We start from the raw sequence: 12479 nt of genomic DNA, 5'->3' as shown, positions 1-12479 counted from the left end.
CCATGGTCATGGCACTTACCATCGCGGTTCTCGTCGCGGGATCCGTCTACCTCGTACTCCAACGCGGCATGGTGCGCATCGTCTTCGGCATGTCCCTATTCGGCCACGCCTCCAACCTCACCCTGCTCGCCGCAGGCGTGGGCTCCTGGCGCGGCGAAGCATTCCCCTCCCGCGTCCCCTTCGAAGACATGGGCGACCCGTTGCCACAGGCATTCGTGCTGACCGCCATCGTCATCGCAATGGCAACCACCACGATCCTGCTTATGCTCGCATCGCTCGGGCGTAACGACGACACCGCCGAGCAACCCACCGGCACCGACGCCGGCTACTCCAAGATGTGGCTCAGCCCCTCCGCACTGTCCACCGCCGGCCGCAACGCGCGCCTCAACCCCAAGAAGCTGGAAGAGATCCGCGCACGCGAGATCAGCCACGTCACCAACGATGATCTGAAGGTGAAAGACTAATGGCCGTCGACGCAATCCTGCCTATCTTCGTTGCGCTACCGCTGATCGTCTCCGCGGTCACGGCGCTGAGCCCCTGGAGGAAGCTCAACAACACGCTCGCCATCGCCATCCCGGCGATCAACCTGGCAATGGGTGTGTGGCTCTACCTCTACACCGCTGAGCACGGCACGATCGCCCACGTCATCGGCCTGTACCAAGGCGGCGTTGGCATCTCGTTCGCCGCGGATACGTTCTCCGCGGTGATGATCGTGACCACCATGATCGTGGCGCTGACCTCCAACTGGTTCGCCATCGCCGTCGGCGAAACCCAAGCACGCTTCTACACACCCCTGTCGCTCGTACTGATCACCGGCGTGTGCGGCGCGCTGCTCACCGCGGACCTGTTCAACTTCTTCGTCATGATCGAGGTCTGCCTCCTGCCCTCCTACGGCCTGATCGCCATGTCGGGCACCCGCCACCGCCTGCTGTCGGCGCGTATGTTCGTGCTGGTCAACCTGGCGGCGTCGACAATGCTGGTGCTCGGCGTGGGCTACCTCTACGCCGTCACCGGCGTGGTCAACCTCGCCTCCCTGCAAGGTGTGGCTGCGGGCAACGGCCCGGCAACGGTGGCCACCGGCATCGTCGTCATCGCAATTGCTGCGAAGGCTGGCGTGTTCCCCGTCTACACCTGGCTGCCACGCACCTACCCGTCCACCTCGGCCGCCGTGATGGGCCTGTTCTCCGGCCTGCACACCAAGGTCGCCGTCTACATGCTCTTCCGCATCTGGGTGATCATGTTCGACATGGACCCGCGCTGGAACACCCTGCTGATCGTGGTCATGGTCATCTCCATGATCATCGGCGGCTACGCAGGCCTGGCCGAATCCACCATGCGCCGCGTGCTCGCCTACCAGATGGTCAACGGCATGCCGTTCATCCTCATCATGCTGGCATTCACTAACGACGACGCCCGCTACGCCCTGGCCGCCGGCCTGCTCTACACCCTGCACCACATGGTCACCATCGCCGCACTGGTGCTCAACTCCGGCGCGATCGAAGAAACCTACGGCACCGGCACCATGGCCAAACTTTCCGGCATCGCCCGGCGCGACCCATGGACCTCCGCCGTGTTCGTCGCCGGCGCGTTCTCCATCGTCGGCTTCCCGCCATTTTCCGGCATCTTCGGCAAAGTCACCATCGTGCTCGCCGCCGCAACACCCGGCGACTGGCGCTCCTGGGTAGCCATCACCGCCATCATCGTCGCCTCCTTCGGCGCCCTGCTGTCCATGATGCGCCTCTGGCAACGCGTCTTCTGGGGCCGACCCATGCAGCACTACCCCGAAGCGCTCAACGTGCGAGTGAGCTTCATGCTGCCGTCCGCGGTCCTCATGATCCTCTCGCTCGGCATGTTCATCTTCGCCGGCCAAATGTGGGACATCACCACCACCGCAGTCGACGACCTACTCAACGTCGACGCCTACACCAGCGCCGTACTTGGCGACGACTCCATCGGAGGCGATAACTAATGCGAGGCATCATCCACGCCGCGGGCTACACCTGCTGGATCATCAAAGAAATCTTCGCCGCAGGCTTCGACGCCGTGTTCAAGGCATTCAACCCGGCGACCAAGATCGAACCAATCGTCATCTACTACCCCATGCGCCTGCGCACCGACTGGGAAGTGTTCTGGTTCACCACCTCCATCACCGCCACCCCAGGCACCCTCTCCATGGGCCTGCGCCACCCCATCGAGCCCGGCGGCCCCATCACCCTGCTGGTGCAAGCCGCGTTCGGCTCCGACCCGGAAGACATCATCGCGGGGCTGGCGGATATGGAGGAGCACGTGCGGCCGTCGCTACGCAATAGCCCCATCGACCCGAAAACCGTCACCTGGGAGCCCTACGTCGACCAAGGCCCCACGCCTGACGACGACACCGTCCCGCCCGCAGAAAGGATGAACTAAATGTTTGTCACCATCATGCAGGCCTGCCTCATCATCATGGCCATCTGCCTACTCATCTCCCTTGCAGCGGTCATCCTGACCAAAGACGAATTGTCGCGCGCCGTCATGGCCGACATGGTCTTCTACGGCATGATCGCCATCTTCCTCGTCTGGACCCTGTGGAACACCTCGTCCATCGCCTACGAGATCCCCATCCTCGCCGGCATCGTCTGCGGCGTGATCCCAACGATCTCCATGGCCCGCATCATCTCGAGAGGACGCCGCTAATGACCGCTTACGAAATCATCGTCGCTGCCCTGGTCATCCTGGCCACCATCTGCGTCATCGCAGCCACCATCCTGCAACTACGCGCCCCCGACGCGCTCACGCGCGTCAACCTGCTCGGCCCCCTGGTAGTCATTGCGTTTCCGATCCTGATCATCGCGAAACTCATCTACTCCTGGTCCACCACCGGCTTCGACCTCAACGACTTCATCCGCGCCATCATCGCCATCCTCGGCGTCTGGATCGTCGGCTCCGTCGCCTCCTTCATCATGGGCCGCTCCCTCTACGGCGTGACGGTGTCCGACAAACTGTAATCTCTACAGGTTGTGAGCAGGAACGACGAAGGCTACATCACCGAACTGGCGCTACGCGCCGGCCGCGGTGACAAAGCCGCGCTCACCGAATTCATCCGGCTCACCCAAGACGACGTATGGCGCCTGCTCGCCCACCTGGCTGGCCCCCAACACGCCGACGACCTCACCCAAGAGACCTACCTGCGCGTCCTCGGGTCCCTGCCGCGCTTCCAGGCGCGGTCGTCCGCCCGCACATGGTTGCTCTCGCTCGCGCGGCGGGCCTGGGTCGACTCCGTCCGCCACGACATGGCACGGCCCCGCAAATCCGCCGCCGAATACGAAACCGTCGCCGCCTCCGACCCCAGCCCCGACAACTCCAACACATGGGGCGACGTCATCGACGCACGCTCGCTTCTCGACGACCTCCCCGCCGAACGCCGCGAAGCCCTCGTATTAACCCAGGTCCTGGGCTACACCTACGAGGAAGCCGCGAAGATCGCAGGGGTGCGCGTGGGCACCATCCGATCCCGGGTTGCGCGGGCCCGTCGCGACATCATCGCTGGCACCGAGTAAATTATCTACATGCTGAAAAAAGCCTTACTTATCTCTGCCGCGTTCATCGGCACCGTGGTCGGCGCAGGCTTCGCGTCCGGCCAGGAGGCCATGCTGTACTTTTCCGCCTTCGGCACCCAGGGCCTGTGGGGAGCGATCCTCTCCTCCGCCCTCATGCTGATCGCAGGCGTAACCATCCTCCAGCTCGGCTCGTTCTTCCAAGCCAAGGAGCATATGGAAGTGCTGGGCATGATTTCGTCGAAAGTCATGGGCTGGATCTTGGACATCGCCACCATTGTGACGCTGTTCTCCATCGGCTTTGTCATGTTCGCCGGTGCTGGTGCCAACCTCAACCAACAGTTCGGCCTGCCCGTGTGGATCGGCGCGGTGCTCATGCTGCTGATGACGCTTGGCTTCGGCATGCTGGACGTGGACAAGGTCACCGGCGCTATCGGTGCGCTGACCCCGTTCCTGCTCATCTTCGTCATCGTCGGCTGTGGCTGGACCCTGGTCAACGGCCACCCCGACTGGGACGCCCTCAACATCGCCGCATCCAACGTGGAGACGTCACTGCCGAATTGGTGGGTCGCCGCCCTGAACTACACGGGCCTGAACATCATCTGCGTGACGTCCATGGCCATCGTCATCGGCGGTAACCAACTGGACACCCGCGCTGCCGGCCTCGGCGGCCTGCTGGGCGGCGTGGGCTACCTGGTCATGCTGATCCTGCTGGCGCTGTCGCTGCTGGTGAAGATCGAGACCGTCGAAGGCGACGACATGCCGCTGCTCACCCTGATCACCGAACTCAACCCGACCATGGGCACCATCATGGCCCTAGTCATCTTCGGCATGATCTTCGCCACCTCGCTGAGCATGTTCTACGCCCTGGGCAAGCGCCTCGCCCGCGGCCGCGAAGAACGATTCCGCCTCATCTTCGTCGCCGCCTGCCTGATCGGCTTCGCGCTGTCGTTTGTGGGCTTCCAGTCGCTGGTGTCCACCGTTTACCCGATCCTGGGTTACCTGGGCATCCTGCTGATCACCGTGATGACCCTGGCGTGGCTTCGCGGCATCCCGAAACTGCGCAAGGAAGGCGACCGTCGCCGCCGCGCACTCGAACTGACGCGCAAGAAGATGGACCCGAGCGAGCGCTTTACCAAGAACGAGGAACGCGAACTCGAGTACATCACGTCCAAGTCCAACGTGGATGAAGAAGAGCTCGTCGAGGCACTCGAGGAGGAAGTTGCGCAAGAGCTTCTCGACGACGACGAGATCGACTACGACGAAGAAGACCGCGAAAGCCCCTCCGACCTGGTCTACATCTCCTACACGGAGCCCGTGTCGGCCGAGGAGTACAAGGCGAACCCGGACGAGCCGTGGAACGACAGCACCGTCGACGACATGATCGCCGCCGAGGAGGCAGCCGAAGCCGCCGAGCGCGAAGAGGAGGAGCGCCGCCTCTAGCCACACATACAAAAAGAGGGAGCAGGTTCTACTCCCTCTTTTTTATGTACCGGCTAGACCAGCAACTCGGCGATCTGGATCGTGTTCAGCGCGGCACCCTTGCGCAGGTTGTCGCCGGAGACCACGAACACAAGGCCGCGGTTGCCGTCGATGGTCTGATCCTGGCGGATGCGGCCGACAAGCGAGTCGTCGATACCCGTTGCCTCACGCGGGGTGGGCACCTCGACGACGCGCACACCCGGCGCGCCCTCGAGCACCTCGGCGGCACGCTCCGGGGTGATCTCCTTCTCAAACTCCGCGTGCACCACCATCGTGTGCCCCGTGAACACCGGGATGCGCACGCAGGTGCCTGCGACCTTGAGTTCCGGGATGTCCAGGATGCGGCGGGATTCGTTGCGCAGTTTTTGTTCTTCGTCGGTTTCGAGGGTGCCGTCGTCGACAATCGAGCCCGCCAACGGCAGGGCGTTAAACGCGATCGGGGCGACGTACGGGCCGAAATCCTTGTTCTTGTCGGTGGCACCGTCGCGCACCAGCACGTGCGGGTCGCCCAACTCGGCGACCTGGTTGGCCAACGTGTCCACACCAGCGAGCCCCGAACCAGAGACGGCCTGGTAGGAGGAGACGCGCAGGGTGCGCAGGGTGGCGTCGTCGTGAAGCGGCTTGAGCACCGGCATCGCGGCCATGGTGGTGCAGTTCGGATTGGCGATGATGCCCTTGGCCAAGTTCTTCACCGTCTCCGGGTTCACTTCAGACACGACGAGCGGGACGTCGGTGTCCTTGCGCCACGCTGAGGAGTTATCCACCACGGTCGCACCAGCTGCGGCGAACACGGGCGCCCACTCGCGCGACGTGGAACCACCGGCGGAAAACAGGGCAATGTCGACGTCCGCGACGGACTCCTCCGTGACCTGTGTGAGGTCCTCGACGACGATGTCCTCGCCACGGAACGCAATCGTCGTACCGGCAGAGCGTGGCGACGCAAAGAAGCGCACCTTATCCGCCGGGAAGTTACGTTCGGTGAGGATATCGCGCATCACGCGGCCAACCTGGCCAGTCGCGCCAACAACAGCAAGCGTGGTCATTTGCAAAACTCCTTAACGTCCAGTGCCTGCGTACACCACGGCCGGCTCGTCGCCGCCGAGGTCAAACTTCGAGTGGATCGCACGCGCCGCCTCGGCCACGTCGGCCTTGCGCACCACGGCGGTGATGCGGATCTCGGAGGTGGTGATCATCTCGATGTTGATGCCCGCGTCGCGCAGCGCGTCGCAGAAATCAGCGGTCACACCCGGGTGAGACTTCATGCCGGCGCCGACGAGCGATACCTTGCCGATCTCGTCGTCGTACGTAATGTCGTCCCAACCCTCGTTGACCTGCATGGCGCGCAGCAGTTCCATGGTGGCGGCGCCGTTGGCCTTCGGCAGGGTGAAGGTGATGTCCGTCTTGTTGTCCTCGATGTTGGAGATGTTCTGGATCACCATGTCGATGTTCACCTCAGCGTCCGCGAGCGCACGGAACACCTTGGCGGCCTCGCCCACCTCGTCGGTGATGCCCAGGATGGTGATCTTGCCTTCCGAATCGTCGGTGGCCACACCGGTGAGAACTGCTTCTTCCATGGGGATATCCTCCAATGCTCCGGCGACCAGGGTGCCGGTGTCGTTGCTGTAAGACGAGCGCACCCGCAGGGGCACGTTAAAGGCACGCGCGTACTCGACGCTGCGCAGTACAAGAATTTTGGAACCGCTGGCGGCCAGCTCGAGCATCTCCTCGAAGCAGAGCTTGTCCAGTTTGCGGGCGTCGGCCACGATGCGCGGGTCTGCGGTGTAGACGCCGTCGACGTCCGAGTAGATCTCGCACTCGTCGGCGTTCAATGCGGCGGCGAGCGCGACGGCGGTGGTGTCGGAGCCGCCGCGGCCAAGCGTGGTGACGTCCTTCGTTTCACGGTTCACGCCCTGGAAGCCGGCGACGATGGCGATGTTGCCCTCGTCGATAGCTTCCTTCACACGCCCGGGCGTGACCTCGATGATGCGGGCGTTGCCGTGGCGCTCCGTGGTGATCACGCCGGCCTGGGAGCCGGTAAAGGACTGCACCTTCTCCCCCAGCGCGTCGACCGCCATGGCGACCAGCGAGTTGGAGATGCGCTCGCCTGCGGTGAGCAGCATGTCCATCTCGCGCGCGGGCGGGGTCGGGTTGACCTGTGCTGCCAGGTCGAGCAGTTCGTCGGTGGTGTCACCCATTGCCGAGCAGACCACCACCACATCGTTGCCTGCCCGGCGCGTCTCCACAATGCGCCGGGCGACCGCGTTGATGCGCTCGGCGCTTTCTAACGAAGATCCTCCGTATTTCTGGACAATCAGTGCCATGTCAGCCTCCCACGGATCCTTCGTGCATTCCAACGGTCAAGAATAGCGTCCCAAAAGCGTTGGTTGGCGTCTCTCGCTAATATCATTCACCGTGCATAGTATTTTTCTCGCCGTTGTCTTCGCGCTGCTTTCCGCGGCGACGATGGCGGCGGGCACCGTGTGGCGACACCGGATCATGCGTGACGGCAGTTCGGTGGTGAAGTCCATGCGTCGGCCGGCGTGGTGGGCGTCGATGGGGCTGGCGTTTCTCGCCTACGGTTTCCAGGCCGCGGCGTTAGCGTTTGGCACCCTGCTGGTAGTGCAGCCGATCCTGGCGCTCTCCCTCATGCTCACGCTGGTGTTTTCGGCGCGCGCGGAGCATCGCCGGATGCACCAGGCGGAGGCGTTTTGGGCGATCGTCCTCACCGCGAGTGTGGCGAGTGTGATCGTGTTCGGCCGCCCCATCCCCGGCGAGCGTGAGCCCGCGACCTGGGAGTGGGCCACCGTGGTGGGGGTCGGTGCGGTGGTCTCGATACTTGCCCTCGCCATTGCTTCTCGACGACGCCCCAACACCCGCGCACTCATCGACGGCATCATCTGCGGCGCCATGTTCGGCTTCCAGGCCGTGTTCTCCAAGGTGGCGGTGGACGCGTTCGTCCACGGCGGCATCTCTGGGCTGCTCGCCTCCTGGCAACTGTGGGCGATGCTGGTCGCGGCGACCGCCGGCACCATCGTGCAGCAATACGCCTTCGCCGCCGGCAACCTGGCCACCTCCCTGCCAGCCTCCAAGATCGTCGAACCCCTGCTGGCGTTCTCGCTCAGTCTGACGTTGCTGGGTGAAAGCTTCAGGCACCAGTCGGTGCTTGGGTACGTGTTGGTGGGGTCGTCGATAAGCGTGATGCTCATCTCCGCGGCGTTCCTCACACGCGTTTCCATAAAGTGATGTAGGGTGTGACGCATGTCGCAACGGACGCTTCTCCTTCTACGCCGCGGCGGGAATCAGGCCCACTAACACGGCCGGCACCCCGTCGCGGAGTTTCTCATTGCCGGCCGTGGACACCCCCGACAATGAAGGAACCAAACAATGTCCGACTTCTTTGCACCCCGCGAAATCCAAACCCCATCCGGCCCACGCAACGAAGGCCAGCCCGCCTGGAACAAGCAGCGCGGCTCCCAGATGCCCGTCGACCGCTACCTGACGTTCGCCCAAGAGGTAGAAGACATCACCCTGCCGGACCGCACCTGGCCCGACAAGAAAATCACCCACGCGCCACAGTGGTGCGCCGTTGACCTGCGCGACGGCAACCAAGCCCTGATCGACCCCATGAGCCCCGAACGCAAGCGCCGCATGTTCAACCTGCTGGTGGAAATGGGCTTCAAGGAGATCGAGGTCGGCTTCCCCTCCGCATCGCAGACGGACTTTGATTTCGTGCGCGAGATCATCGAAAAGGACATGATTCCCGACGACGTCACCATCCAGGTCCTCGTCCAAGCCCGCGAACACCTCATCCGCCGCACGTTCGAAGCCTGCGCGGGTGCGAAGAACGTCATCGTTCACTTCTACAACTCCACCTCCAAACTGCAACGCCGCGTGGTCTTCCGCAAGGACCGCGACCAGATCAAAGCCCTGGCCACCGACGCCGCCGAACTGATCAAAACCATCTCCGCCGACTACCCCGACACCAACTGGCGCTGGGAATACTCCCCCGAATCCTTCACGGGCACCGAGCTGGAGTTTGCGAAGGAGGTCTGTGACGCGGTCGTCGCAAAGATGGGTGCCACGCCAGACAACCCGATGATCATCAACCTGCCCGCCACCGTGGAAATGATCACCCCCAACGTCTACGCCGACTCCATCGAATGGATGCACCGCAACCTGGCCAACCGCGAGGCCGTGATCCTGTCGCTGCACCCCCACAACGACCGCGGCACCGGCGTCGCCGCAGCCGAACTCGGCTACCTCGCCGGCGGCGACCGCATCGAAGGCTGCCTGTTCGGCAACGGCGAGCGCACCGGCAACGTCGACCTGATCACTCTCGGCCTGAACATGCTCACCCAAGGCGTCGACCCCCAAATCGACTTCTCCGACATCTCCCGCATCCGCGACGTCGTCGAATACTGCAACCAACTGCGCGTACCCGAACGCCACCCATACGGCGGCGACCTCGTCTTCACCGCATTCTCCGGCTCCCACCAAGACGCGATTAACAAGGGCCTCGACGCACTCGCCCAAACCGTACGCCCCGACGCCACCAGCGAAGACGTCACCTGGGACGAACTGCGCGACACCACCTGGGAAGTGCCCTACCTGCCAATCGACCCCAAGGACGTCGGCCGCACCTACGAAGCCGTCATTCGCGTCAACTCCCAATCCGGCAAGGGCGGCGTCGCCTACATCATGAAAACCGACCACGGCATCAACATGCCGCGTGCCATGCAGCCCGAATTCTCCGCCGTGGTGCAAAACATCACCGACTCCGAAGGCGGCGAAGTCAACTCCAAGAACATGTGGGACATCTTCGCCCAGACGTACCTCGACCTGGACACCCCGCTGGACCTGGCGTCCTACCACATCGATGCCGCCGAAGAAGACGGCGAAGACACGCGCGTGTCGGCGGTGGTGGCCTACGAAGGGGCTCGTCGAGAAGTGCAGGGCTCCGGCAACGGCCCCATCGCGGCGTTCGCCAACGCACTCGAGCAAATCGGCATTGACTTCGAAGTGCAGGACTACTCGCAACGCGCCCGCACCGCAGGCGACGACGCCGACGCAGCCTGCTACATCTACGCCGACGTCGACGGCACCTCCGCCTGGGGCGTAGGCATTGCCGGCTCCACCACACGTGCCTCGCTTGAAGCGATCGTGTCGGCTGTGAACCGCTCCTACGTCAAGAACTAGGCCGCCCTGCCCAAGAGGTCTATACTTGGGCACACCTTTACAGGCAGTGAGGAGGACGGATGCGAACGTACGCGGTACCCGGTGGCGGATTTGACGTCCCCATCGAGCAACCGCGTATCGACGACCCCACCGCCACCCCCTTCACCGCCACCCTCAACCCCCTCGACCGAGGCGGGTTCGAGGTACTGCGTGGTGACGCCGTGGTTGGCGTGTTGAGCGCCGGGCGCCGCGCCGACCTCGACCACATCGCCCGCCACGGCTTCGCACCCCAAGTGCGCGCACGCATCGACGGCGACGACATCGTCCTCGACCTCGCCGTCCCCAGCCTCTCCATCCCCACCAACGAACCACCCCGCGCCCCCTGGGTCCTCCTCCCCAGCGGCCAGACCTACGCGGTCGGCCCGTACGAAACCGACCAACACCCCGCCCAAGTCCTGGCAGTGATCGCTCCGGGTGGGGACGTGTCGGTCGATGGGCGCGTCGTCGCAAAGCTAGAGGCCCCGGAGCTTGCCGACACGATCGCCGACCTCACCGCGCGCGACCTCACCATCGTCGCCCGCGGCACCGCCGACGGCCACACGCTGACCATCGACGCCGCACCCCACACCGGCGACCTCAACATCTCACCCCTGCCATTCTTGCCCGCCCTGCCGCGCGAAGACGACACCGGATTCTTCGCCACCGTCGACGCCGAAGCCGCAGCCCTCGCAGCCGACACCGAAGAACACGCCGAACTCGACACCACAGGCAACAGTGGCCTCACCCGCCGCCTCATCGCCGCAGGCGCCGCCGTCATCGCCGTCGCCATCACCGTCGTCGGCACCGCAATGATCAGCGCATCCTGGCGCGAAGACCAACGCTCCATCTCCCCATTCCCCGAAACCGTCACCAACACGACCACGTCGGAATCGTCGGAATCGTCTGAGTCGGAGACGCCCGAGCCTTCGGAGCCGTCGGAGGCGTCGGAATCGCCCGAGCCTTCCGAAGCACCCGCGCCAAGCGCCCCCGCCGTACGCGTACCCACCCCACAGCAACAACTGCCCGTCCCCGCCCCGGCACCCGCGCCCGTCCAAGCACCAGCGCCTGCCCCTGCCCCCGCGCCAGCGCCAGCGCCGGCACCGGCACAAGAGCAAGCCCCGGCCCCCGCACCCGCACCCGCACCTGCCCCGGCGCCCGACCCACGCCCATACGAATACTCCATCGGCGGCTTCAAAATCCGGTCCAACGCCCCGCTCGACCGCCCACTGTATGAGGTCACCGAGCCGTAGTACCCTCTGAACAATGAGTGACTACCCCTTCGTCGCAGTATTCGTGCAGGCAACCGGCATCCACCCGGCCACCGCACGCCTGCTCACCATCGACGCAGTCACCTTCGACGCCTCCGGCCGCATCGGCGAAGACTTCCACGCCGTGATCAACCCCGGCACCGACCCCGGCCCCGCCCACACCCACGGCCTCACCCCACACGACTTCGCCCAAGCACCACGCTTCTCCCGCCACCTGCGCACACTGGACAAACTTCTCGACGGCCGCACCCTCATCGTCCACGACACCCCCACCACCTGGGGCTTCATCGTCTCCGAAGCAAAACGCGCCATGAACGCCGCCGCCCGCGCCAACCGCTCACGCCGCGGCCGAGGCAACAAACGACGCCAACGCGTCGGACACGTGCCGCGGCCGGAGATGATTGTGGACGTGCTGGCGTCGTCGCAACGCAATGGCCACATCCCCACAGACACCCGCATCAACGCAGTCGCCAACATGATTGGCGTCGCATCCCCACCCGCAACCGCCTCGCTCGAACGCGCGCAGGTCCCCGAAGCCGAATTCTCCCGCGAACAAACCCTCAAACTCATCGCCATGTACCTCCACATGGCCGACAACCCCGCCACCTACAACCCCGCCGACCTCACCGGCGACAAATTCGGCCTCCAACGCAGCGCCATACGCGTCGACGCCGAAAAAGCCCCCGCACTCACCGCCAACCCCGGCCCGCTCGACGAAGACGGTCTCAAACCCGGCATGGAATTCGTCATCTCCGACGACATCAGCCGCAACCCCGACGACCTCATCGACGCCGCCATGCGCGCAGGCCTGACCTACCGCGAAAAACTCACCCGCGAAACCTCCGTCGCCGTCTCCGACGCCAAACTCCGCGGCGCCGAACTCCGCGGCAAAGCCATGCACGCCGACCGCAAAAACATCCCCGTCGTCTCCGGCGACGAATTCGCCCGCCTACTAGGAGACATGACCCCCGCAGAGTAGCCT

The 12479-nt window shown here is 64.4% G+C and carries 13 protein-coding genes; 11 read left to right on the top strand and 2 right to left on the bottom strand.

Annotated elements, in window-relative coordinates; all coding sequences use genetic code 11:
* The first annotated feature begins 2 nt into the window (after positions 1 to 2).
* Genes CCOY_RS00760 through CCOY_RS00730 form a run of 7 tightly spaced genes read left to right on the top strand, consistent with a single transcriptional unit; the run spans position 3 to position 4976 of the window.
* Entirely contained in the window at positions 3 to 464 is a 462-nt protein-coding gene (locus CCOY_RS00760; RefSeq protein WP_070570765.1) for a cation:proton antiporter subunit C, read from the top strand.
* Positions 464 to 1969 carry a monovalent cation/H+ antiporter subunit D family protein gene (locus CCOY_RS00755; protein WP_070570764.1) on the top strand — a complete coding sequence of 502 codons (1506 nt, stop codon included), beginning with the start codon at positions 464 to 466 and terminating at the stop codon, positions 1967 to 1969. The genes CCOY_RS00760 and CCOY_RS00755 overlap by 1 nt, the downstream gene beginning before the upstream one ends.
* Complete coding sequence (locus tag CCOY_RS00750; RefSeq protein WP_092101214.1) at positions 1969 to 2406, top strand: monovalent cation/H+ antiporter subunit E; 438 nt, start codon at positions 1969 to 1971, stop codon at positions 2404 to 2406. Before CCOY_RS00755 ends, CCOY_RS00750 begins: the two co-directional genes overlap by 1 nt.
* On the top strand, positions 2407 to 2673 hold the full coding sequence (locus CCOY_RS00745) for a cation:proton antiporter (protein ID WP_070614343.1): 267 nt from the start codon (positions 2407 to 2409) through the stop codon (positions 2671 to 2673).
* The gene (locus CCOY_RS00740) at positions 2673 to 2984 is read left to right on the top strand and encodes a Na+/H+ antiporter subunit G (RefSeq protein WP_070771266.1); all 312 of its coding nucleotides are present in this window, start codon (positions 2673 to 2675) and stop codon (positions 2982 to 2984) included. The genes CCOY_RS00745 and CCOY_RS00740 overlap by 1 nt, the downstream gene beginning before the upstream one ends.
* Positions 2985 to 2996: 12 nt before the next feature.
* Entirely contained in the window at positions 2997 to 3536 is a 540-nt protein-coding gene (locus CCOY_RS00735) for an RNA polymerase sigma factor (RefSeq protein WP_092101212.1), read from the top strand.
* A 9-nt stretch (positions 3537 to 3545) separates the two neighbouring features.
* Positions 3546 to 4976: a YkvI family membrane protein gene (locus CCOY_RS00730; protein ID WP_070451634.1), complete on the top strand. Its 1431-nt coding sequence runs from the start codon at positions 3546 to 3548 to the stop codon at positions 4974 to 4976.
* Between the two features lie 53 nt (positions 4977 to 5029).
* Here CCOY_RS00730 and CCOY_RS00725 read toward each other — a convergent pair whose 3' ends face one another.
* Both CCOY_RS00725 and CCOY_RS00720 read right to left on the bottom strand, forming a co-directional pair.
* On the bottom strand, positions 5030 to 6058 hold the full coding sequence (locus tag CCOY_RS00725; protein ID WP_092101210.1) for an aspartate-semialdehyde dehydrogenase: 1029 nt from the start codon (positions 6056 to 6058) through the stop codon (positions 5030 to 5032).
* Positions 6059 to 6070: 12 nt separating this feature from the next.
* Positions 6071 to 7336 carry an aspartate kinase gene (locus CCOY_RS00720; protein WP_092101209.1) on the bottom strand — a complete coding sequence of 422 codons (1266 nt, stop codon included), beginning with the start codon at positions 7334 to 7336 and terminating at the stop codon, positions 6071 to 6073.
* Positions 7337 to 7427: 91 nt separating this feature from the next.
* Here CCOY_RS00720 and CCOY_RS00715 point away from each other — a divergent pair, with 91 nt between their 5' ends.
* The 4 genes from CCOY_RS00715 to CCOY_RS00700 all read left to right on the top strand — a co-directional run bounded on the left by CCOY_RS00715 (position 7428) and on the right by CCOY_RS00700 (position 12476).
* Positions 7428 to 8258 carry a DMT family transporter gene (locus CCOY_RS00715; RefSeq protein WP_070614348.1) on the top strand — a complete coding sequence of 277 codons (831 nt, stop codon included), beginning with the start codon at positions 7428 to 7430 and terminating at the stop codon, positions 8256 to 8258.
* Between the two features lie 141 nt (positions 8259 to 8399).
* Positions 8400 to 10211 carry a 2-isopropylmalate synthase gene (gene leuA, locus CCOY_RS00710; RefSeq protein WP_092101207.1) on the top strand — a complete coding sequence of 604 codons (1812 nt, stop codon included), beginning with the start codon at positions 8400 to 8402 and terminating at the stop codon, positions 10209 to 10211.
* Positions 10212 to 10270: 59 nt separating this feature from the next.
* Complete coding sequence (locus tag CCOY_RS00705) at positions 10271 to 11479, top strand: hypothetical protein (protein ID WP_099046256.1); 1209 nt, start codon at positions 10271 to 10273, stop codon at positions 11477 to 11479.
* Positions 11480 to 11492: 13 nt separating this feature from the next.
* The gene (locus tag CCOY_RS00700; protein ID WP_092101205.1) at positions 11493 to 12476 is read left to right on the top strand and encodes an exonuclease domain-containing protein; all 984 of its coding nucleotides are present in this window, start codon (positions 11493 to 11495) and stop codon (positions 12474 to 12476) included.
* Positions 12477 to 12479: the final 3 nt, after the last annotated feature.

The sequence above is a fragment of the Corynebacterium coyleae genome (genome assembly GCF_030408635.1).
Classification (GTDB): Bacteria; Actinomycetota; Actinomycetes; order Mycobacteriales; family Mycobacteriaceae; genus Corynebacterium; species Corynebacterium coyleae.
This window is presented reverse-complemented; position numbering and strand designations above follow the sequence as displayed.